19 protein-coding genes are annotated in these 22,674 nt (G+C 67.8%); all 19 read right to left on the reverse strand.

Going from position 1 to position 22,674, the window contains the following annotated elements:
• Positions 1–176 precede the first annotated feature (176 nt).
• The gene (locus ACS0OT_RS09385; RefSeq protein ID WP_095379476.1) at positions 177–2,555 is read right to left on the reverse strand and encodes a methyl-accepting chemotaxis protein; all 2,379 of its coding nucleotides are present in this window, start codon (positions 2,553–2,555) and stop codon (positions 177–179) included.
• Between the two features lie 101 nt (positions 2,556–2,656).
• Positions 2,657–3,040: a hypothetical protein gene (locus tag ACS0OT_RS09390; protein ID WP_005416411.1), complete on the reverse strand. Its 384-nt coding sequence runs from the start codon at positions 3,038–3,040 to the stop codon at positions 2,657–2,659.
• A gap of 136 nt (positions 3,041–3,176) precedes the next feature.
• The gene (locus ACS0OT_RS09395) at positions 3,177–3,668 is read right to left on the reverse strand and encodes a chemotaxis protein CheW (protein ID WP_005416412.1); all 492 of its coding nucleotides are present in this window, start codon (positions 3,666–3,668) and stop codon (positions 3,177–3,179) included.
• A 179-nt stretch (positions 3,669–3,847) separates the two neighbouring features.
• Positions 3,848–4,621 carry a flagellar brake protein gene (locus ACS0OT_RS09400; protein ID WP_005416413.1) on the reverse strand — a complete coding sequence of 258 codons (774 nt, stop codon included), beginning with the start codon at positions 4,619–4,621 and terminating at the stop codon, positions 3,848–3,850.
• Positions 4,622–4,781: 160 nt separating this feature from the next.
• On the reverse strand, positions 4,782–7,031 hold the full coding sequence (locus tag ACS0OT_RS09405; protein WP_442256323.1) for a methyl-accepting chemotaxis protein: 2,250 nt from the start codon (positions 7,029–7,031) through the stop codon (positions 4,782–4,784).
• 371 nt (positions 7,032–7,402) lie between these two features.
• Positions 7,403–9,391 (reverse strand): chemotaxis protein CheA, encoded by a 1,989-nt coding sequence (locus ACS0OT_RS09410; RefSeq protein WP_442256325.1) that lies wholly within the window; start codon positions 9,389–9,391, stop codon positions 7,403–7,405.
• Positions 9,392–9,436: 45 nt separating this feature from the next.
• Positions 9,437–9,802 (reverse strand): response regulator, encoded by a 366-nt coding sequence (locus ACS0OT_RS09415; RefSeq protein WP_005409521.1) that lies wholly within the window; start codon positions 9,800–9,802, stop codon positions 9,437–9,439.
• Positions 9,799–10,107 (reverse strand): STAS domain-containing protein, encoded by a 309-nt coding sequence (locus ACS0OT_RS09420; RefSeq protein WP_065184917.1) that lies wholly within the window; start codon positions 10,105–10,107, stop codon positions 9,799–9,801. Before ACS0OT_RS09420 ends, ACS0OT_RS09415 begins: the two co-directional genes overlap by 4 nt.
• A gap of 289 nt (positions 10,108–10,396) precedes the next feature.
• The gene (locus tag ACS0OT_RS09425; RefSeq protein ID WP_442256327.1) at positions 10,397–11,656 is read right to left on the reverse strand and encodes a chemotaxis protein CheW; all 1,260 of its coding nucleotides are present in this window, start codon (positions 11,654–11,656) and stop codon (positions 10,397–10,399) included.
• Positions 11,653–12,435 (reverse strand): ParA family protein, encoded by a 783-nt coding sequence (locus ACS0OT_RS09430; protein ID WP_065184912.1) that lies wholly within the window; start codon positions 12,433–12,435, stop codon positions 11,653–11,655. Before ACS0OT_RS09430 ends, ACS0OT_RS09425 begins: the two co-directional genes overlap by 4 nt.
• Positions 12,436–12,439: 4 nt before the next feature.
• Positions 12,440–13,456 (reverse strand): flagellar motor protein MotD, encoded by a 1,017-nt coding sequence (gene motD, locus ACS0OT_RS09435; protein WP_065178540.1) that lies wholly within the window; start codon positions 13,454–13,456, stop codon positions 12,440–12,442.
• A gap of 1 nt (position 13,457) precedes the next feature.
• Positions 13,458–14,198 (reverse strand): flagellar motor protein, encoded by a 741-nt coding sequence (locus ACS0OT_RS09440; RefSeq protein ID WP_049413360.1) that lies wholly within the window; start codon positions 14,196–14,198, stop codon positions 13,458–13,460.
• Between the two features lie 90 nt (positions 14,199–14,288).
• The gene (locus ACS0OT_RS09445) at positions 14,289–16,148 is read right to left on the reverse strand and encodes a chemotaxis protein CheA (protein ID WP_164229460.1); all 1,860 of its coding nucleotides are present in this window, start codon (positions 16,146–16,148) and stop codon (positions 14,289–14,291) included.
• Positions 16,149–16,150: 2 nt separating this feature from the next.
• Positions 16,151–16,756 (reverse strand): protein phosphatase CheZ, encoded by a 606-nt coding sequence (locus tag ACS0OT_RS09450; protein ID WP_442256330.1) that lies wholly within the window; start codon positions 16,754–16,756, stop codon positions 16,151–16,153.
• A complete protein-coding gene (gene cheY, locus ACS0OT_RS09455; protein ID WP_005413247.1) occupies positions 16,756–17,148 on the reverse strand; it encodes a chemotaxis response regulator CheY in 393 nt (130 codons plus the stop codon). The genes ACS0OT_RS09450 and cheY overlap by 1 nt, the downstream gene beginning before the upstream one ends.
• Positions 17,149–17,205: 57 nt before the next feature.
• Positions 17,206–17,949 carry an RNA polymerase sigma factor FliA gene (locus tag ACS0OT_RS09460; RefSeq protein WP_053498623.1) on the reverse strand — a complete coding sequence of 248 codons (744 nt, stop codon included), beginning with the start codon at positions 17,947–17,949 and terminating at the stop codon, positions 17,206–17,208.
• Complete coding sequence (locus ACS0OT_RS09465; RefSeq protein WP_032959426.1) at positions 17,946–18,833, reverse strand: MinD/ParA family ATP-binding protein; 888 nt, start codon at positions 18,831–18,833, stop codon at positions 17,946–17,948. Before ACS0OT_RS09465 ends, ACS0OT_RS09460 begins: the two co-directional genes overlap by 4 nt.
• On the reverse strand, positions 18,820–20,442 hold the full coding sequence (flhF, locus tag ACS0OT_RS09470; RefSeq protein WP_164093470.1) for a flagellar biosynthesis protein FlhF: 1,623 nt from the start codon (positions 20,440–20,442) through the stop codon (positions 18,820–18,822). The genes ACS0OT_RS09465 and flhF overlap by 14 nt, the downstream gene beginning before the upstream one ends.
• Before the next feature lie 146 nt (positions 20,443–20,588).
• Positions 20,589–22,649: a flagellar biosynthesis protein FlhA gene (gene flhA, locus ACS0OT_RS09475; RefSeq protein ID WP_171974417.1), complete on the reverse strand. Its 2,061-nt coding sequence runs from the start codon at positions 22,647–22,649 to the stop codon at positions 20,589–20,591.
• Positions 22,650–22,674 lie beyond the last annotated feature (25 nt).

Here is a 22,674-nt window from a genome sequence, read left to right on the forward strand (position 1 = left end):
GACGGGTTCACGGCGTCCCCTGCGCGACCCACCCTCCCGGCCCGAGCGAAGGAAATCCGCAGCTTTCCGTGACCACCCCGAGGGGCTTCGCCGTTGGCTGGATATCCAGATACCCCGTAAACAAAAACGCCCCAGCACAGGGCCAGGGCGTGTTCGTGGATCAGGTCAGGCCGGCATCAGAATTCCTGCCAGTCTCCGTCGGCCAGTTCGGTGGCCATCGGGCGACCGCCGGCGGTGCGGCGGGCCGGCGGTGCGACCGGTGCCGGGGCGGCCGGCGCGGTGGCTCGCGGGGCCGGGGCTGCGGCGACGCGCGGGGCGGCGACGACCTCGGCCTCATCGACCACGAAGATCGACACCGCTTCGCTGAGATGGCCGGCCTGTTCTTCCATCGCACGTGCGGCAGCGGTGGCTTCCTCCACCAGCGCGGCATTCTGCTGGGTGGTTTCGTCCATCTGCACCACGGTCTGGTTGACCTGCTCGATGCCGGCCGACTGTTCCTGCGAGGCGGCGGAGATCTCGGCCATGATGTCGGTCACGCGCTGCACCGAGGCGACAATCTCGCCCATGGTGGCGCCGGCCTTGTGCACCAGCGCCGAGCCATCGTTGACCTTGCCGACCGAGTCGTCGATCAGGCCCTTGATCTCCTTGGCGGCGGCGGCCGAGCGCTGGGCGAGGGTGCGCACTTCGCTGGCAACCACGGCAAAGCCGCGGCCCTGTTCACCGGCACGCGCGGCTTCCACGGCGGCGTTCAGTGCCAGGATGTTGGTCTGGAACGCAATGCCGTCGATGACGCTGATGATCTCGGCGATCTTCTTCGACGAGGCTTCGATGGCGGACATGGTGGTGACCACCTGGCCGACGACCTCGCCACCCTGCGAGGCGACGCCATGCGCGCCGATGGCGAGCTGGTTGGCCTGGCGGGCGTGCTCGGCGTTCTGGCGCACGGTGGAGGTCAGTTCCTCCATCGAGGCCGCGGTTTCCTCGAGGTTGGCAGCCTGCTGCTCGGTGCGGCGCGACAGGTCGCTGTTGCCCGAGGCGATCTCGCCGGCGGCCGAACTGATCGCGCGGCTGGACTGCTTGATGCGGGTGACGATCTCGCTCAGCTGCGCGGCGGTGGCGTTGGCATCGTCACGCATGCGGGCGAACACGCCCTGGTAGTCGCCGTGCATGCGCACGGTCAGGTCACCCTGCGACAGTGCCGCAAGCAGGCCGGAGATCTGTTCGATGCTGCCAGCGTTGGCATCCAGCAGGCCGTTGATCTGCTGGGCCAGCTGCAGGAAGAAGCCTTCCTTGTCGGTCGCGTCGATGCGGCCGGACAGGTCGCCGGCGGCAGCCTGGGCGATCACGCGGGCCACTTCGGCTTCGACCTGCGCTTCCTGGGTACGGTCGCGCCATTCCACCACGTAGCCGACGGTGTCGCCGCCTTCATTGCGGATGGTCGAGACCACCTGGGCGAACTGGGCATCGCCATACTGCATCGGGCGACGGGCGACGCCGTGTGCCTTCAGGTTACCCAGCAGGGTCTGGTCCATCTCGCCGCGGTGTTCAAGCACGGTGACCGGCTTGCCGATCAGCGAGGCCTGGGCATCGAAGTCCGGCAGGTCGCGGCGAACTTCGTCCTGGTACTGGCTCAGGGTCTGCTGCAGGGCGCGGTTGCTGTAGACGATGGTGTTGCTGGTGTCGGTCAGGTACACGCCGGTCGAGCTGTAGTCCAGCGCGGTACGGATGCGCAGATTCTCGCGGGCCACGGCCTGGTCGGTCTCGATGCGCTCGCGGAGGTCGCGCTGCATGCGCTGCATGGCCTGCATCAGTTCGCCCACTTCGTCCTGGCGGCTGACGTCGATATGACCATCGAGCTTGCCACCGGCGACGTCGTTGGCGACCGAGACGGCGCCACGCACGCTGCCGACCAGTGCGCGGGCGAACAGCCACACCAGCACCAGGCCGAGTGCGGCGCCACCCAGCAGGGCGACCACGGTCAGTACGGCCGAGGCGGAATAGGTGGAGGCGGCCTCTTCGCGCGAGGCGCGGGCGAGGCGGTTGTCTTCGGCGATCAGCGCTTCCAGCGCCGATGCAGCCTTGCGGTGCTTGGTACGGGTTTCGCCGACGAAGGTATCGATGGCATCGTCCGGCAGGTCAAGTTCCAGCATCTCGGTGACGCTGTCATAGGACGCCAGCGCATCCTTCCATTCCTTGGCGAAGGTGTCGAACAGCTTCTTCTGTTGCGCGTTGTCGACCAGCTTCGGATAGTCCTTGATCGACTTGTCCATGCTGGTGCGCAGGTCGACGGCCTGCTTGCGCGCATCGGACTTGACGTCGTCGCTGGCGCGGATCAACTGCTGGTAGGCGGCATTGCGGTATTCGCCCAGCATGCCGCGCATCTCGCCGGCGAGGCGGATGCTCTCCATGCGTGAACCGGCCAGCTCGGTGGTGACGTTGTTCAGCGAATGCAGGCCGCGATAGGCGACGATGCCCTGCAGCAGCATCACCAGCAGGAGGACGCCGAAGGTCAGCAGCAGCTTCGGCATCAGTTTCAGGTTGTTGATCCACGGCATGGGCGTTGCGAGCTCCTAAGGCAGACGCGCCCGGGCATCGGGCCCGGTTGCAGCAGAAACCACGCCGGCACCAGGTCCGGCGTGGTTCGACGGACAGCGGATTACTTGATGTTGGCCAGCTTCAGCCCAGCCGGCGAGCTGACTTCGATTTCCGCGCGCGAGGCGTCGCGCTGGATCTTGCCGATCACGCAGACGGTCTTGCCTTCCAGGGTTTCCAGCGGGAAGGAGAACTTGCCGCGGTTCTCGCCGGCGATGCGGGCCGAGAAGGTGTGGCGCGGGAAGGCGCCGCCCATGTACAGGAAGGTCGGCTGGCCTTCGGAACCTTCTGCGTAGCGGGCCTTTTCAACCTTGCCACAGACCATGCCGTCCTTGCCGACCGAACGCGGGGCCAGTTCCGGCGGGATCATGTCAGCCGACTGGGCGAAAGCGGAGGCGGCGGTGGTGGCCAGGACAGCGGCCGAAACGAACGCAAGCAGGGACTTCATCGAGGGGTATCTCCGGGGATGGTAACGGTCGGGCCGGCCCTGCGCGCTCCTGCGCGGCCGGCTTCTGTCCCCCTATCGGCATCGCCGGGGGGAACTGAAGGGTTTTGTGACCGGAACGTGAAGCAGTTCCGTTTACTCAGGCGGCGACGTCTTCGGTGAGGCTGGCCTGGCCCATGTCGGCGCTGTCGAGCAGGGTCTCGATGTCCAGCAGGATCAGCATGCGATCGTCGTGAGTACCGATGCCGGAGATGAAGCGGGTATCGACGGCGGCACCGAATTCCGGGGTCGGTCGGATCTGCTCGGCCGACAGTGGGATCACGTCGGAGACGCTGTCGACGACGATGCCGACCACGCGGTCTTCGACGTTCAGCACGATCATCACGGTGAAGGCGTCGTAGCGGGCGTTGTCCAGGCGCAGCTTCAGGCGCAGGTCGATCACCGGGACGATGGTGCCACGCAGGTTGATCACGCCCTTGATGTAGTCCGGGGCATCCGGCACGCGGGTAACCGCGTCGTAGCCACGGATTTCCTGCACCTTGAGGATGTCCACGCCGTAGTGCTCGTCACCAAGGGTGAAGCTGAGGAATTCGCCACCGGTGCTGGCGGCGGAGCTGGTCTTGTCGTTCATCGAGGGGTCCTGGTTCTGCCGGAAGTCCCGGTGTCAGGCTCGATATCGGCCCCGCTGGGGGGGACTTTAGGTGCCCGGGCAGTGGATGGGGTCAGATCCCTTTTCAGGGAAAAGGGATCTGACCCCGGCATGCGTTCCAGGGTTGACGGCCATCGGCCGGCACTACCGGTCGGGCCGCCTCAGAGCTCGCCGTTGCGGCGTGCCTTGCGTTGGCGGTCGATGCGGAAGATGTAGCGCTGGATGGCGCTGTCGGCGCCGCGCGGCAGGCTGTCGAAGCGCATGCCCACGCGCTTGACCTCGATGCCGTTGGGCTGGCGCTGCGGCAACAGGTTGCAGACCACCAGCGCGATGTCCAGGTCGGGACCGTCGGGCAGGGACAGCTGCGCCGGATAGCGCTTCTGCAGGCCGAACACCGCGCAGTCATTGGGAACCACCACGGCCAGGCCACCGCCACTGATGTCCACCACGCGCATCGACAACGCTTCGGCGCGCGCTTCGCCGGGGGGCAGCAGCAGCTGCGGTGAGTCGGTGACCGGGGTCTCCAGCCGATACAGCTCGCGGCGCTGCAGGTGCACCAGTTCTTCCGGAAGCGGAGCGCGGAAGGCCACGTGGCCGTCGTTGTCCACGCGCTGCAGTTCGTGCAGGCGGAAACGCACCAGCACCCGTTCGAGCTGGGCGAAGCACAGCAGGTGATCGGCCTGCTCGGCGGCGCGGTTGGAGGCTTCCTGCGGGCTGCCATCGAGCAGCAGGTAGTCCTCGTCCTCGTCGAGGTCGAGCAGCGCAGTGGGGAACGAACGGTCGCGGCCGTCGATGTGCGCGTTGATCAGTGATCGCTGGTCGATCAGCGAGCGCAGCAGCTGCCGCAGCTGGCGCGGGTTGCGGACCAGGAAGCGCTCGTCAGCGGCGTCGGCCGCGTGGACATCATGCACTGCAGTGTCGTTGCCGTCGGACATGGAATCTACGGTCAGGGGCGGGCGCCAGCACGCGTTGGTGCGAGGCTCGATGGGGATATCGGCCTCTGCACCGGATTATGAAGTGAGATTTGCATCACTTTCCACGCGTAAGGGGTCAGATCCCTTTCCCGCGGGAAAGGGATCTGACCCCGTGGTTCTGTCAGAATTCCTGCCAGTCGCCGTCCGCAGCCAGTGCCGGCTGGGCTGTCGCGGTGCGCAGCGCACGTGCCGGGACCGTTTTTTCCGCCGGTGCGGCGGCGGCGACCTGGCGCGGTACCGGTGCCGCCAGCGGGCGTGCCGGAATGGCCGTCGTGCCGTGCGATGCCAGCCGGAAGCGGGCCACGGCTTCACCCAGCTGCACGGCCTGGTCCTCCATCGCACGTGCGGCAGCGGTGGCTTCCTCCACCAGCGCGGCATTCTGCTGGGTGGTTTCGTCCATCTGCACCACGGTCTGGTTGACCTGCTCGATGCCCGCGCTCTGTTCCTGCGAGGCGGCGGAAATCTCGGCCATGATGTCGGTCACGCGCTGCACCGAGGCGACGATCTCGCCCATGGTGCTGCCGGCCTGGTGGACCAGGCTGGAGCCCTCGGCAACCTTGCCGACGGAGTCGTCGATCAGGCCCTTGATCTCCTTGGCGGCAGCCGCCGAGCGCTGGGCGAGGGTGCGCACTTCGCTGGCGACCACGGCGAAGCCGCGGCCCTGTTCACCGGCACGCGCGGCTTCCACGGCGGCATTCAGCGCCAGGATGTTGGTCTGGAACGCAATGCCGTCGATGACGCTGATGATCTCGGCGATCTTCTTCGACGAGGCTTCGATGGCCGACATGGTGGTGACCACCTGGCCGACGACTTCACCGCCCTGCGAGGCGACACCATGGGCGCCGATGGCGAGCTGGTTGGCCTGGCGGGCGTGCTCGGCGTTCTGGCGCACGGTGGAGGTCAGTTCCTCCATCGAGGCCGCGGTTTCCTCCAGGTTGGCGGCCTGCTGCTCGGTACGGCGCGACAGGTCGCTGTTGCCCGAGGCGATCTCGCCGGCGGCCAGGGTGATGCTGGAGGCGCTGGCCTGGATCTGGCCGACGATCTGGGTCAGCTGCGCGACCGTGGTGTTGGCATCATCACGCATGCGGGCGAACACGCCATTGAACTGACCTTCCATGCGCGCGGTCAGGTCGCCGGTGGCGATCGACTGCAGCAGCTGCGAGAGCTGGCCCAGGTTGCCGTCAGCCACCTGCATCATGGTGTTGAGGTGCTCGATCATCAGCTTGAAGTCGTACTGGAACCGCTGTGCGTCGCCGCGCTGGCTGAAGTCACCGGCGGCGGCCGCCGCAGCCAGGTGCTGGATCTGCGAATTGATGGCCAGCAGGCTGGCCTTGGCCGCGTCCATGGATTCGTGCAGGATCGCGCGGCTGCCGGGCAGGCGGCGTGCATCCGGGCTCAGGTTGCCGATGGCGTACTGGTTGAGTACTTCAATGGCATCGACGATCGCATCGAGGTGTTCGAAGATCACCGTGTTGATGCCGTTGGCCAGCTGGCCGTAGACACCCGGGAAATCTTCCGGGATGCGATGGCTGATGTCCGGGCCAGCGTGCATCTGTGCCATCAGCTGTGTCTGCTCGCTGAAGCGTCGCAGCATCGCCGTCATCTCGGCGGTGGCAGCGAGCATCCTGCCGGCTTCATCCTTGCTGGTGGCCTGGGTGCTGACGCTGAGATCACCGCGGGCAACGGCCTGGATGGCATGCACGGCCTTGCCGAGTGGGCCGGTCACTGCCCGCGAGATGACGATGGCCAGCGCGGCAGCGACCAGCGACAGCAGCACGATGCAGCCGATGATGGCAATCATGCTGGTGCGGTGGGTGGCGTTGGCGTCGGCAATCTTGCCGTCCATCTGGCCGGCGATGTGGGTTCCCAGTGCCTTCATTGCAGCGAAGAGGTCGCGACGCGCCGGGCGCGACTGCTCGTCGGAGATCTGCTGGGCCTGTGCGCCATCACCGGCGGCCACGGCGTCGCGCATCGCCTTGTTTGCGGAGAAGTAGCGGTCCAGCTGCGCGCTGGCCGCGCGATACAGTTCACGCTCCTTGTCCAGCGCCGGCAGCGCCGCGTACGCCGCCAACTCGTCATGCACGGCCTTGGCGGTGTCGTCCATGCGCTTGTTGTAGTCGGCGACCTTGTCCGGTTGGTCGAGCATGCTCAGCTGGGCCAGTTCGTAGGTGCGGAACTCGCCCAGCTGCGAGCGTGCCTCGCCCAGATGCTGGACCGAGGGGATATCGTTGCCAGCCATCTCGCGCAACTGCGCGTTGGCCTCGCTCAGGCGCAGCAGTGCGAAGGCGCCGAGGATCAGGGTCATCAGGGTGGTGAGGGTGAACCCCACGGCCAGCTTGCGGGCGATGGGCAGATCTTGGAACCACTTCATGCAGGGTGCTCCAGGTGGGCAGAGTGCCGGCGTCTGTGCGCCGGTTTGGGGGTGGTTGCAGAGCGAACGGGGGTGCCCGGTGGGGTTCGGTGACGACCGTCAAAGCGAAATAACGGCGCCGTCCGTGCGGACTTTATGGACGCAGATCACATTCGGTTGCGTAGGGATGACGGCGCGAAAGTGCTGGTCTGGCGGGGCTTGCGCTCGGATGACGTGGTTGCGCGCGAAACCATCGCCTCGACGGAGTTCACAGAAGGGATGGGGTCAGATCCCTTTTCCCTGAAAAGGGATCTGACCCCGGCTGGAATGGAGCACACAAACAAAACCGCCGCCCCGAAGGGCGGCGGTCCATGACCCGCATGCGGCGTGGATCACGCGGCCTGCGGCATCCGCAGCGAGCGCACCAGTCCGCCGATGTCGACGATCAACGCGACGCGGCCGTCGCCAAGGATGGTGGCACCGGACACCCCGCCGATACGGCGGTAGTTGTTCTCGATGTTCTTCACCACCACCTGCTGCTGGCCGACCAGTTCGTCCACTTCCAGCGCGATTTTCTGGCCATCGCCTTCCACCACCACCACCAGCGATTCGCTGCCCGGTGCGCGGTTGCCGTAGCCGTAGTACTCGCTCAACGACAGGATCGGCAGGTACTCGCCGCGCACGCGCAGCACGCGGCCTTCGCCGGCCATGCTGCGGATATCCTCGGGCTGCGGCTGCAACGCCTCAAGCACGTAGGCAAGCGGCAGGATCAGGGTTTCGCCGGCCACGGCCACCGTCATGCCATCGAGGATGGCCAGGGTCAGCGGCAGGCGGATCAGCGTGCGGGTGCCGGTACCGAGGCTGCTTTCGATCTGCACCTCGCCGCCCAGTGCCTGGATGTTGCGGCGGACCACGTCCATGCCGACGCCACGCCCGGACAGGTCGGTGACCGCATCGGCCGTGGAGAAGCCAGGTTGGAAGATCAGGTCCCAGACCTGCGAATCGGTCGGGTTGTCCGGCACGGCCAGGCCGCGTTCGTGAGCCTTGGCCAGGATCTTGGCGCGGTCCAGGCCGCGACCGTCGTCGCTGACTTCGATGACGATATGGCCGCCCTGATGCGAAGCTGCCAGCGTGATCGTGCCGGTCTCGTCCTTGCCCGCACCGCGGCGGACGTCGGGCATTTCCAGACCGTGGTCGATCGAGTTGCGCACCAGGTGCACCAGCGGATCGGCGATCTTTTCGATCAGGCCCTTGTCCAGTTCGGTGCCTTCGCCGACGGTGCGCAGGCGCACCTGCTTGCCGAGGCGGCTGGACAGGTCACGAACCAGGCGCGGGAAGCGGCGGAACACCGCATCGACGGGCAGCATGCGCACGCCGATCACCGCTTCCTGCAGGTCGCGGGTGTTGCGTTCAAGCTGGTCCAGGCCAGCGAACAGGCTCTCGGCGTGGACCGGGTCCAGTGCGTGCGAGACCTGCTTGAGCATGGCCTGGGTGATGACCAGTTCGCCAACCAGGTTGATCAGCGCATCGACCTTGTCGACGCTGACGCGGATCGAGGTTTCCGCTTCCTGGCTGGCACCACCGTTGGCAGCAGGCGAGGCAGGTGCAGACGGGGCCGCTGCGACCGGAGCGGGAGCCGCCGCGGCCGGCGCCTGGGTGGCCAGGCTCGGCGGCGCGGCGGGACGGATGTCCAGCTCGCAATCGTCCAGCACCCAGGCGAAGGTGTCTTCGATCTTGCTGCGCGGCACCTTGCCAACCAGGCCCAGGTCCCACGCAAGATGCGCTTCGAGCGGATCAAGCTGGGCGAAGCCCGGCAGGCGCTCCATGCGCGCGGCGACCTGCAGCGAACCGAGGTGTTCCAGTTCGCGGATGATGCGCAGCGGGTCGTTGCCGCTCATGAACAGCGACGGCGCTGGAGTGAAACCGATCTGCCAGGCTTCCGGCGTATCGTCCACCTTGGCTGCGGCGGCCGACGGGGCGCTCGCTGCGGCCTGGCCGGAAAGAACCGCTTCCAGGCGCGCCTTCACCGCAGCGACTGCAGCCGGATCGGCAGCCTGGCCGTGTTCGGCTTCGCGCAGCAGGGCGCGCAGCACGTCCACCGAGGACAGCATGGCGTCGACGGCGTGGCCTTCCAGGGCCCGCTTGCCGGCGCGCAGCTCATCGAGCAGCGTTTCCAGCACGTGGGTCAGGCCGGCGATCGCGTCGAAGCCGAAGGTGCCGGCGCCGCCCTTGATCGAGTGGGCGGCGCGGAATACCGAATTGATGATCTCCGCGTCCTGCTGCCCCGATTCCAGGGCCAGCAGGCCAGCCTCCATCGCATCGAGGCCTTCGCGGCTCTCCTCGAAGAAGGTGGCGTGGAAGCGTTGCAGGTCCATGCTCATGGCAGTGGTGATCCGGAAGCGAAGAGGGGGAGCGGCGCCGGGCGATCAGCCCAGCACTTTCTGCACGGTGGCGACCAGCTGTTCGGGATTGAACGGCTTGACCAGCCAGCCGGTGGCACCGGCGGCCTTGCCTTCGGACTTCTTGTCGGCGGCCGATTCGGTGGTCAGCATCAGCAGCGGGGTGAACTTGTAGTCCGGCAGCTGGCGCAGTTCGCGGATCAGCGCGATGCCGTCCATGTTCGGCATGTTGACGTCGGTCACCACCGCATTGAAGCGCTGGCCCTTGGCACGACCGAGCGCGACCGCGCCGTCTTCAGCTTCTTCGACGGCAAAACCGGCCGAGGTGAGGGCGAAGGACACCATCTGGCGCATCGACGCCGAATCGTCCACCACCAAGATACGTGCGCTCATGCAGCGTTCTCCACAGATTTCAGGTTGTCATGGGTTACGTCCAGGCCCAGGGCCTGGGTGACGCCCAGCAGGCGCGCGGCGTCACTGAAGGTTGCAGTGCAACCGTGGAAGCCGGTGCCCAGGCCTGCCTCGCGGCGGGCCTGCACGAACGCACACAGCACCTGCACGGCGGCCGTGTGGATGCGAGCGACCTGGCTGGCATCCAGGGTCAGCTCGCCAGCCTGGTCCACGAGTGGGGCGAGGCGGTTCTTGAGCTCGGTAGTGCTCTCGATGCCGAGATCCCCACCCAGTTCGACAGTGCTCATCGTTGCTCCGGACAAACGGTTCCGTGATCCATAACGGCACCCCGGTGGGGTTCTTTAGAAGAATCGACGCGGTACGTCGATGCGGTCGCTGCTTAAAAGGGGACGGAGGGAATCAAGTCGCAATCGACCTGGCTCTACTGCAGCTCCCTCGGCAACGGCGACCGCGCAGTGGGGACGTAAGGTGTTGATCCAACGGATCAACTCCTTGCGTCCCCGACAGGCACCCCTTCGGCGCAAAGCGCCGGGTCAGTCGCGACTTAATCCCCTCCGTCCCCTTTTTCTTGGCGGCTCAGCTCAACAGCCGGGTGGCGTCGAGCAGGATCATCGGCCGCTGGCTGACCCGGGCCACGCCGCGGAACAGGTCGTTTGAGATCTGGCAGATGCGCGCGGTATCGGGCGGTTCGATCTGCGAATCGGTGAGGTTGGCGACATCTTCGACCGCTGACACGCGCAGGCCGATGGTTTCGCCGTCCTCCTCCAGGACCACGATGCGGGTCTGTGCGTCGTCTTCGGCGGCCGCGGCGCCAAGGTGCAGGCCCAGATCCATCACCGGTACCACCTGGCCGCGCAGGTTCATGATGCCGAGCATGGCCGCTGCAGTGCCACGCAGTGGCAGCAGCGGCACCGGCAGCACCACTTCCTGCACCTTCAGCAGTTCCAGCGCATAGGCCTGGGTGCCGCAGCGAAGGCGCAGCCAGCGTGAAGTGCGTTCGCCGGCGCGTCGGTTCTGCGGATGCGGGCTGCGAGCCGGTTGGTGGGCCTGCGCCTGCAGCTCCTGCCAGGTGCCGGGACGGTTGCCTGCCGGGGCATCGACGGCGGCGCGCGGCGGCGGAGTGGCGGTGCGCGCGGCCTGGGCCGGGGCTGCAGGTGCAACCGTCGGGGCCACCGGAGCTGCGACCACGGCGGGCGGTGGCGTGGCTACGTCTTCGCCACCGGCGGCCGCTTCGAACGCGGCCTGCAGGCCGGGGCTGTCGGTGTGGGCGAGGCGATGGCTGTCGGCCGGATCGGTCTCGTAGATCACCTCGTCCGGCAGGTCGTCCCAGGTAGGTTCCGGACCGGCGTTTGCAACGACGGCGGGTGCCGGCGCGGTTTCGTGGATGACCTCCTCAGGCAGGTCATCCCAGGTCGGCTCGCGTTCGGAAACCGCTTCTCCCGCCGGACCCTGCCCAGCGCTACCGGAAGCGGCAGCGCTCTCGAAGGCCGCTTCCAGTGCTGCGTCGTCCCGGCTTTGCGCGGCGGCGACGGATTCTGTTTCGTAGATCACCTCGGCGGGCAGGTCATCCCAGGTGGGTTCGCGCGTGGGTGGTGCGGCGCTCTCGAAGGCGGCTTCCAGCGCAGCGCTGTCCCCGCTCGGCGTGGCGGCGATGGTTTCGGTTTCGTAGATCACTTCGGCCGGCAGGTCGTCCCAGGTCGGTTCGCGTTCGGCGACTGCTTCGATCGCCGGGCCTTGCCCGGCGCCTGCGTGCGGCAGCACGGCAGGCGGCGGCGCGACCATCGCTTCGCCCAGCAGTTCGTCCAGGTAATCGTCGAGGATGCCGGTGCTGTTCATGCGGCCTGCTCCAGGGCGCGGGCATCCTCGCCGAGGATCCAGTTCAAGGCGCGCCGGTAGGCGGCCAGGCCACGGCCCGGGTAGTCCTCGCCGGCGCTCGGCAGGGTCAGCCCGGCGGCGTTGCTGATGCGGGTATCGATCGGAATGGCGTCTTCCCACACGCGGCTGCCATGGCGGTCCTGCATGGTGCGCAGCGACTCGTTGCCGGCGCGGGTGCGTCGGTCGAACAGGGTCGGCAGGATCGAGATCGGCAGCAGGCGGCGGCGCGAACGCTCGACCATCTCGCCGGTGCGGACCATGCCATCCAGGCCGTGCAGGGCCAGGGGTTCGGCCTGGGTCGGGATGATCAGGCGATCGGCGGCAGCCAGTGCGTTGATCATCAGCAGGCCGAGGGTGGGTGCGCAGTCCAGCAGGATGTAGTCGTGCTGGCCCTGGTGGCGCGCCAGCGCGTTCTGCAGGGCCAGGCCGAGGCCGGGCTGGTTGGCGCTGCGGCGTTCCAGCGTGGCCAGCGCCGACTGTGCGCAGACGTAGTCCAGGCCATGGATGTTGCTGGCATGGCACAGGCTGGACAGGTCCGCTGGCGGTGTGCCGAACAATTCCAGTACGCCGGCCGGCGGCGGGTCCACCGGCACGCCGAAGGCGCGGCTGAGCGAGGCATGCGGATCGAGGTCGATCAGCAGCACGCGATGGCCGAGCGCGGCCAGACCGCGGCCGAGGGCGAGGGTGGTGGTGGTCTTGCCGACTCCGCCCTTCTGGTTGGCGACTGCCCAGATGCGCATCGGATTACTCCTTCATTGCCGGGGGAACGGCGGCGCCGACGCGGCTGCCAGCCGGCACCGGCGGCAACTTCACCGGTGCGATGGGGGAGGTGGGGGCGCTGGCCGGAGTTGCGTCGGCCTGTTCGGTGACGGTGCTGTCGGTGGCGCCGGTGGCTGCGTTCAGGCGTTGGCCGAGCGGATCCACCGAGTGCGACGTGTCGGCCAGGATGATGACCATCACCCGGCGGTTGCGGTTGCGGCCCTGTGCGCTGTCGTTCTCTTCGCGCGGGCGGAACTGGCCATAGCCGACCATCGCCAGCCGCGACGGCTGCACGCCCTGGTCGGCGAACAGGTGCACTACGCTGGCTGCGCGCCCGGCCGACAGTTCCCAGTTCGACGGGAAAGTGGCGGTGGCGATCGGCACGTTGTCGGTGTGGCCTTCCACGCGCACGCTGTTGGGTACGTCGCGCAGCACCTCGGCCAGGCTGGCCAGGGTCTGCCGCGCATGCACGTCAAGCGCGGCCGAGCCGGTGGGGAACAGGATGTCGCTGTTGATCTCGACTTCGATCCACAGTTCGGTGCGGCGCACGCTGATCATGCCGCGGTCGATCAGCGGCGCCAGTGCGGCGGTGAGGCGATCGGCAATCGTGTTGAGCTGGCGCTCGGCACGGGCGATCTGCTCCTGGTTGTGCACCGACACCGGCATGCGCATCTGCGAGGCCATCGACGGCAGCAGGGTCGGGTCGTGCGAGGGCGCCGGCGCGGAGGGACCGATCTTGGTGCCGGACTTGATCACCGAGGGGCTGTCCCAGCCGCCGCCCTGCACCTGCTTGTTGCCCACCTGCACCGGGTTGATGGTGCGCGGTGCGCCACCGAAGGCATCGGTCAGCGCGTCGGCCATGATCCGGTACTTGCCCTCGTTCACCGAGGAGATCGCGTACATGACCACGAAGAAGGCGAGCAGCAGCGTCATCAGATCGGCATAGGGGATCGCCCATGCTTCGTGGTTGGCGTGCTCTTCGTGGTGCTTGCGGCGGGCCATGTCAGTGCAGGAAGCCGGAGAGGTTGGTTTCGATGTTGCGCGGGTTCTCGCCCTGGGCGATCGAGATCAGGCCTTCGATGACCATCTCGCGGTCGCGCGTGTTGTGCGAGATCACACTCTTGAGCTTGGCGGCGATCGGCAGGAACAGCAGGTTGGCCGAAGCGATGCCGTAGATGGTGGCGGTGAACGCGGCGGCGATGCCGTGGCCGAGCTTGCTCGGGTCGGCCAGGTTCTTCATCACCGCGATCAGGCCCAGCACGGCACCGATGATGCCGAGCGTCGGTGCATAGATGCCCATCGCCTCGAACACCTTGGCGCCGGCCTGGTCCTGGTGCTCTTGGCTGCCCAGTTCGATTTCCAGCATGTGCCGCATGGATTCGGGCTCGACGCCGTCCACCAGTAGCTGCAGGCCCTTGCGCAGGAACGGGTCCTGCTGTGCTTCCACCTGCGATTCCAGGCCCAGCAGGCCCTGGCGGCGGGCGATGTTGCTCCACTCGACGATCTGCTGGATCAGCTCGCGGCGGTCGCTGTGCGGTGGACGCACGACCCAGCGCACGATGCTGAACGCGTGCTTGAACACCGCCGGCGAGGTGTGCAGCAGGATCGCGGCGACGGTGCCGACGATGACGATCACGAACGCCGCAGGCGACCACAGCGACGCCAGGCCGGCGCCCTTGAGGATGCTGCCGCCGACCAGCGAGGCCAGGGCGAGAAAGAGTCCAATGAGGCTGAGTCTATCCATGGATCCGGTATCGGCTTGTATGAATGGGACTTGAGACACCGGTACGGGCTACTGGTGCGACTTCACGGTTTTACGGGTTCAGCAAGCGGGTCAGTCGTGCGGGCTGCGCAGGCCGTCCACATCCAGGATCAGCGCCATGCGACCATCGCCGATCAGGGTTGCACCTGCGTAACCGCGCAGGCCGCGCAGGGCTTTCGGCAGTGGCTTGATGACCACTTCCTCGCGCCCACGGACCTGGTCCACGACCAGGCCGAAGCGCGCTTCGCCGGCCTGCAGCACCACGATCGTCAGCAGTGTCGACGCGGCGGGCGTCACATCCAGCCACTGGCGCAGATCGACCAGTGGCAGCGTGTGCGAACGGCGGTCGAGCACGGCGCGGCCATCGAACCAGCCCAGCGAGGTGCGCGGTGCGTGCAGCACTTCCATCACGCGCGCCAGCGGCAGCGCATAGACGTCTTCGCCGGCCTGCACCAGCAGGGTCGGCAGGATCGCCAGGGTGAGCGGCACGCGGATCAGGAAGCGGCTGCCGCGGCCCAGCTCCGACTGGATCTGGATCTGGCCACTCAGTTCGCGGATGCGCGACTGCACCACGTCCATGCCAACGCCGCGGCCGGAGATATCCGTGACCTGCTGCTTGGTCGAGAAGCCGGGCAGGAACACCAGGTGCAGGCACTCCTCGCTGCTCAGGCGGGCGGCGGCCTCCGGATCGATCAGGCCCTTCTCGCGTGCCTTCGCGCGCAGCTTTTCCGGGTCGATGCCGGCGCCATCGTCCTGCACCTCGATGCTGACGTAGTCACCTTCCTGCTGCGCCGACAACCGCACATGGCCCATCCGCGGCTTGCCCTGTGCTTCGCGCAGGTCGGGCATTTCCACGCCATGGTCGATGGCGTTGCGGACCAGGTGCACCAGCGGGTCGGCCAGCGCTTCGACCAGGTTGCGGTCGAGCTCGGTCTCGGCGCCGATCAGCTCCAGGTCCACTTCCTTCTTCAGCGAGCGGGCAACGTCTCGGGCGACCTTGGGGAAGCGCGAGAAGACCTTGCCTACCGGCTGCATGCGGGTACGCATCACCGCCGACTGCAGGCGTGCGGTGGCGATGTCCAGGGTGGACACGGCGCGGTCCAGTTCCTCGTCGCGCAGGCGCGCACGCAGGGTCTTGAGCCGGTTGCGTGACAGCACCAGTTCGCCGATCAGATTGACGATCGCGTCCAGGCGCTTGGTGTCCACGCGCACGGTGTGTTCGGCTTCGGCCAGCGGCTTGGCGGCCGGCTTGGTCGCCGCTGCAGGTGCCGGTGCGGCTGGTGCGGCCAGTGGGCGTGGTGCCGCGATCGGTGCGGGCGCTGCCGCAGCGATGGGCTTGGCGCCGGGTGCGGCGCCACCGTGCAGCTGGTCGAGCAGGGCTTCGAACTCGTCTTCGCTGATCAGGCCGTCGTCGGCCTTCCTTGCCGGCGCCACCGCAGTCGGTGCGTTGCCGCCGTGCAGCTGGTCGAGCAGGGCCTCGAACTCGTCGTCGGTGATCAGGTCGCTGCCACCCGCAGCGGGAGCTGCTGCGGCGGCGGGTGCAGCCAGGGCACCGCCATGCATGTCGAACTGGGCGATCAGCTCCGGCGGCGCATAGCCCGGCTCGGTGCCGGAGGAAACTGCATCCAGCATCGCTTGCAGGTAGTCCAGCGATTGCTGGGCGGCATCGAAGTGATGGGCCTGCAGCACGGCCTGGCCCGCGCGCGCGATGCCCAGCGCTTCTTCGGCGGCGTGGCACAACTCGACCATGGCGGTGACGCCGAGGAAGCCGGCGCCGCCCTTGAGCGTGTGGTAGCCCCGGAACACCGCGTTGAGTTGCTCGGTGTCCTGTGGTGCCTGCTCCAGCGACACCAGCTGTTCGCCCAGGCGATCCAGGATTTCCTGCGCCTCGATGATGAAATCGGCAGTGATGTCGTCGGATACCGCGCTCATGCTTACAGCCCCAGGTCCGACAGCAGGTCGTCGGCGTCGTTCTGCGAGACCGCGTGGCGGTCCAGTCCCTTCAGTGCCGGCCCGGCCAGTTCCGGATCGGTGCGATGCTGTTCCGGCGGCAGGCCGAGCGCGCCGAAGCCCTCATGCACACGGCGGACGATGCCGACCACGCGACGGATGATCTGCCCCGTCAGGTCCTGGTAGCTCTGGGTCAGGGCGATCTCGGTGAGGTTGTGGCGGATGCGCTCGAGCTGTGCATCCTGGCCCGGCTGCAGGCCTTCGGCGCGCAGCTGTTCGGTCAGGCTGCGGCATTCCTCGGCCAGGTCCAGGGTGCGGTGCGTCGCCTGTTCGGTCATCGCCACCACGTGGTCCAGGCGTGCGCAGGCATCGTCCAGTTCGCCGGCCTCGCTGGGCACGGTCGGCAGTTCACCCAGGGCCTGCCCGAGCTCGCGGGCCAGCCGCGAGAGGCCGCTCATCATCGGCTGCGTGCGCAGCGCGACCAGTCCGTCGATGCGTTGCCGCCAGGCGGTTTCGTCACCGGACTCCAGTGCGTCCAGTGCTTCCTGCAGGCGCAGGGCGAGGGCATTCCTGTCGAACGTGGTATCCATCAGGCACTGGCCGCCAGGCGTTCGAAGATCTTGCCGAGCTTCTCTTCCAGCGTCTGCGCGGTGAACGGCTTGATGATGTAGCCGTTCACGCCGTTCTGGGCCGCTTCGATGATCTGCTCGCGCTTGGCTTCGGCGGTGACCATCAGCACCGGCAGGGTCTTCAGCTTGGCGTCGGCACGAATCGCCTTGAGCAGCTCGATGCCGGTCATGACCGGCATGTTCCAGTCGGTGACCACGAAATCGAACGGCTGGCTCTGCAGCAGCGACAGCGCGGCATGCCCGTCCTCGGCTTCGGCGGTGTTGGTGAAGCCCAGATCGCCCAGCAGGTTCTTGACGATGCGACGCATGGTCGAGAAGTCGTCCACGATCAGGATGCGCATGTTCTTGTTCAAAGCAGAGTTCCTTTGTTGTTCATTCCGGGCGGCCGGGGGCAGCTGCCTCGGGGATGTTCATTCTTCGAGGCCGGCGTCGACGGCCTCGAATACCTTCAGCCGGCCGCGCAGGCGCAGCACGGCCTGGCCGTGGATCTGGCAGACCCGCGACTCGCTCACGCCGAGCACCGCGCCGATCTCCTTCAGGTTGAGTTCCTGCTCGTAGTAGAGCGAGAGCACCAGCTGTTCGCGCTCGGGCAGATGGCCGATGGCCTTGCCCAGCTCGCGGCCGAACTCGCTGCGCTCCAGTACCTGCTGCGGGGTCGGGCCACCCTGGGCGACCGTGTCCAGCTCGCCCTGGTCCTCGATGCGCGACTCCAGGCTCAGCACCTGGCCACGCGCGGCGTCTTCCATCAGGCGCAGGTACTCGGGCAGTGGCATCTCCATCGCGGCGGCCACTTCGGTGGCGCTGGCGGCTCGGCCGCTGCTCTGTTCCAGGCGGCGGATGGTGGCCGCAGCATCGCGTGCACGGCGGTGCACCGAGCGCGGCACCCAGTCGCCACGACGGATCTCGTCAATCATCGAGCCACGGATACGGATCGAGGCATAGGTCTCGAACGAGGCGCCCTGGTCGGCGTCGTAGCTGCGCGAAGCCTCGATCAGGCCCATCATGCCAGCCTGGATCAGGTCGTCGACTTCGACGCTGGCCGGCAGGCGCGCGGCCAGATGGTGGGCGATGCGCCGCACCAGGTCCGAGTGCTGGGCGATGACGTCGTTGGCCGCCGAGCGTTGGACTTCCCTGTACTGGGCCGCGCCTTTCATGCCGCCACCCCGCGCTGCTTGAGGATGCGTTCGAGGAAGAACTCGACGCCGCCGCGTGGTTCGGTCGGCGCCTGCCAGCGGGCCGTGCGGCGCGCGATCTCGGTGATCGCCAGTGCGGACGGGCTGGACGGGTAGGCCTTCACCACCGGCTGCTGGCGCTGCACCGACAGGCGCAGCCAGTCATCCTGCGGCACGCAGCCCAGGTAGTTCAGCGAGACATCGGCGAGGAACTTCTCGCAGACGCGGGTCAGCTTCTCGTACAGCACGCGGCCCTCGTTGGGGTCGCGCACCATGTTGGCCACCACCTGGACGCGGTCCACGCCCCGTTCACGCGACAGCACCTTGATCAGCGCGTAGGCGTCGGTGATTGAAGCCGGCTCGTCACAGACCACCACCACGGTGTCCTGCGCGGCCTGGCAGAAGGTCAGCACGCCGTCGGTGATGCCCGCGGCGGTGTCCACCACCATGATGTCCAGCTCGCGCTCCAGCTCGGAGAACACGTTGACCAGGCCGACGTGCTCGGCCGGGGCCAGCTCGGCCATGTGCCGGCGGCCGGACGCGGCCGGGACCACCAGCACGCCGTTCGGGCCTTCGACGATGACATCGTCCAGCGAGCAGCGGCCGGCCACCAGGTCGGCCAGCGTAAAGGTGGGGTTCAAGCCCAGGATCACGTCGATGTTGGCCAGGCCGAGGTCGGCGTCCAGCAGCAGCGTGCGCTTGCCCATGCCGGCCAGCGCCACGGCCAGGTTGGCCGACACGTTGGTCTTGCCCACGCCGCCCTTGCCGCCGGTCACGGCGATGGTGCGCACAGGGCCGAGCGGCTCGCTGCGGGTGGCCGACAGCGGGAAGGTCTTGGTCAGCTTGGCGTACTCACGCGACGGCATGGTTCAACTCCGGGTTGCAGGGCATATCGGCCGCTCGGCGCAAATCTTCAAGGCGAAGTACGAGATTGGCCGCACTGGCCCGGTGCAGGTCGTCCGGAACGTCCTGGCCATCGGTCACCCAGGTGATCGGCAGGGCATGGTCCACGGCCACCGACAGGGCGTTGCCGAAGCGGCCGGTTTCGTCCAGCTTGCTCAGCACCAGGCCCTGCAGGTTGGCGGCACCGAAGCGGCGGACCACCTCGTCCATGTCGCCGAAGCTGGTGTTGGCCGGCAGCACCAGCAGGGTGCGCACCTGGCGGGCGGCGCGCAGCCACTGCAGCTGGGCGGCCAGCGCGCGGTCGCGCGGGCCCAGCCCGGCGGTGTCGATCAGTACCAGCTTGTAGTCCTTCAGGCGTTCCAGCAGCTGGTCCAGGTCGGTGCCGCTGTTGGCCTCGTGGACGGCGATGCCGAGCTGCCGGCCGTAGCCATACAGCTGCTCGCGGGCGCCGATGCGGGTGGTGTCGGTGGTGACCAGGGCGACGTCACGCGGCGCGTGCCTCTCGGCGAACCGCGAGGCCAGCTTGGCGATGGTGGTGGTCTTGCCGGCGCCGGTCGGGCCCACCAGCGCGATCACGCCGCCTTCCTCCAGCGGGTCGACCGGGGCAATCGGCAGCTTGCGCGAGATCAGCCCCAGCATCAGGCCGCGGCCTCGGTGCGCCTCGGTCTCCAGCGGAATCTGCATGGCGACGTCGCGGGCCAGGCCAGCATCGAAGCCGTACTCGTCCATCAGGTCCAGCGCGGTGGCGCGCACCGGGCAGCCGCGCAGGCGCTCGTCGGTGAAGCGGTTCATTTCGCGCTCGATCACCTGGCGCATGCCGGCCACTTCCTGGCGCAGCTGGCGGATCTCGGCGTCGTCCTGGGCGACCACAGTCAGCACCGGGGCTGGGGCGAGCGTCGGCGTCGGCGCGGCTTCGACGGTGGCATCGGCCAACGCCGGTTCGCTGACGGCGACCTCCGGCTGCGTTTCAGACAGGGCTGCGGTCGGCAGCGGCGGCGGCTGCACCGCCGGCGCCACGCTTTCGTGATGTGCCTGGTGCGGCGGATCGATCTGGAAACGGGCGCGGTTGGCCGGCGTGGCGCTGGCGGGTGCCGGTGCGACGATGGCTTCGGCGAACGGGGCGAAGATCTGGTCCGGCAGCGCCGGCTCATTGACGGCGGCGCGTGCCAGCGTGGCGGCGAAGCCGGTGCTGCCGCGGGTCGGCACGATCTCGTCGGCGCTGTCCAGGGTGCGGCCGGTAGCGCCCACTGCCGCACGGGCGAGGGCGGCCACCGCCGAGGTGGTCGCGGCAACCGGTTCCGGTGCCGGGGTGCTGCTGCGGCGGCGGGTGACGGCGGCGATCACCGCGTCGGCGGCGGTACGCGGCTTGGGTGCCGGCGGCGGTGCGACGTCACGGCGCGAGGCTTCCAGCGCACGCTGCACCGCGCTCTCGTCGTAGTTGGCGGCGGCGACGATCTCGATGCCTTCCTCGATCCGGCGGTTGGACAGGATCACGGCGTCAGGACCATGTTCCTTGCGCACCAGGTTCATGGCCGAGCGCATGTCGGCGGCGACGAATCGTTTGATTTTCATGCTGTGGTCACGGGGCGAAGACGGCGGGGTGGCGGTCGGGGAACTCGGGTGGTCGGTGGTTTGCACGGTGCGGGTTCCCCTTGGTGTCTGTCAGTTGCGTTGGTTCGAAAGCGGTGTCTGTTTTCTGGCGCATCGGCGGGCGGGCGTCAGCTGATCGTTCCGACCAGCTTCAGGCGCTTGTCCTCCGGCACCTCGCTGTAGGCCAGCACCGACAGCGACGGAACGCTGTGGCGGACCAGGCGGGCCAGCGCGGCGCGCACCGGGCCAGGTACCAGCACGACCGCGGGCTCGTTGCGGGCTTCCTGCTTGCTGACACATTCGGCCAGGCTCTGGTGCAGTCGCTCAGCGAGTCCGGGTTCCAGCGCGGCGCCGTTGCCCTGCGTGGACTCCTGCAAGACACGTTCCAATTGCGGGTTGAGGGTGAACACCGGCAGCTCCGCCGACATTCCGGCGATCTCCTGCACGATGAAGCGGCCCAGTGCGGTGCGCACCGCGGCGGTCAGCACGGCCGGGTCCTGGCTGGCGGGCGCATGTTCGACCAGCGCTTCGGCGATCTTGCGCAGCTGGCGGATCGGAATGCGCTCCACCAACAGGTTCTGCAGCACGCGCACCACCGCCGACAGCGGCAGCGCCTTGGGCGTCAGATCTTCGACGAGCTTGGGCGCGCTCTTGGCCAGGTTGGCCAGCAGGTGCTGCACTTCTTCGTGGCCGAGCAGTTCCGGCGCGTGTTCGCGGATCAGGTGCGACAGATGGGTGGCGACCACGGTGGCCGGGTCGACCACCGTGTAGCCCAGCGTTTCGGCCTGGGCGCGCTGGTGCGGCTGGATCCAGGTGGCATCCAGGCCGAACGCGGGATCCTTGCCGGCAATGCCCTCCAGTGCGCCGAGCGCGCTGCCTGGATCCAGGGCCAGCTCGCGGTCGGGGTGGATCTCGGCGGTGGCCACCGGTACGCCGTGCACCAGCACGCGGTAGCCGTTGGCGGGAAGTTCCAGGTTGTCGCGGATGTGCACCGACGGGATCAGGAAGCCGACATCCTGGGTCAGCTTGCGACGCACGCCCTTGATGCGCGCCATCAGTTCGCCGCCCTGGTTGCTGTCCACCAGCGGAATCAGCCGATAGCCGACCTCCAGGCCCAGCGGATCGACCGGGCGCAGTTCGTCCCAGCTCAGTTCGGCGGTGGGGGCCGCGGCGGCCGGGCGGCCGAGCGCAGTGAGCGCGGCGGCATCGGTGCCACTGCCTGTCGCATCGGCAGCCGGTGCCTTGGTCTTGCGATACAGCTTCCAGGCGATGAAGCCGAGGATCGAGGCCAGCGTCAGGAAAGCGACGTTGGGCATGCCCGGCACCAGGCCGACCAGGCCGATGATGCCGGCGGTGATCGCCAGCGCCCGGTACTGGCCGAACACCTGGCCGGTCATGGCCTGGGCCATGTCCTGCGAGCGCGAGGCGCGGGTGACCAGCATCGCCACCGCGCTGGAGACCAGCAGCGCCGGCAGCTGTGCCACCAGGCCGTCACCGATCGACAGCAGGGTATAGGTGGCGGCGGCTTCGCCGAACGGCATGCCATGCTGCAGCACGCCCACGGCCAGGCCGCCGAGCATGTTGATGAACAGGATCAGGATGCCGGCGATGGCGTCGCCGCGGATGAACTTGCTGGCACCGTCCATCGCACCGTAGAAGTCGGCTTCCTCGCGGACTTCCTCGCGGCGCAGCTTGGCTTCTTCACGCGTCAGCAAACCGGCGTTGAGGTCGGCGTCGATCGCCATCTGCTTGCCGGGCATCGCGTCGAGGATGAAGCGCGCGGTCACTTCCGAGACGCGGCCGGCGCCCTTGGTGATGACCACGAAGTTGATGATGGTCAGGATCGCGAACACCACGATGCCGACCGCGTAGTTGCCGCCGATCACGAATTCACCGAAGGCGGCGATGACCTTGCCCGCGGCATCGTGCCCGTTCTGGCCATTGAGCAGGATCACGCGGGTGGAGGCCACGTTCAGCGCCAGCCGCAGCATGGTCGTGATCAACAGCACGATCGGGAAGATGGTGAAATCCAGCGGGCGCTTCACGTAGACCACCGCCAGCAGCACCATCAGCGAGATGGCGATGTTGAAGGTGAACAGCGCATCGAGGACAGGCGCGGCCAGTGGCACCACGACCATGGCCAGCAGGGCCAGCACGATCAGCGGCGCGCCAAGGCCCTGGCGGATCATTTCCAGGGCGCGGCGGGTGTTGAAT

Origin of the sequence: Stenotrophomonas maltophilia group sp. RY12688 (genome assembly GCF_052149045.1) — a bacterium.
Taxonomy (GTDB): Bacteria; Pseudomonadota; Gammaproteobacteria; order Xanthomonadales; family Xanthomonadaceae; genus Stenotrophomonas; species Stenotrophomonas sepilia.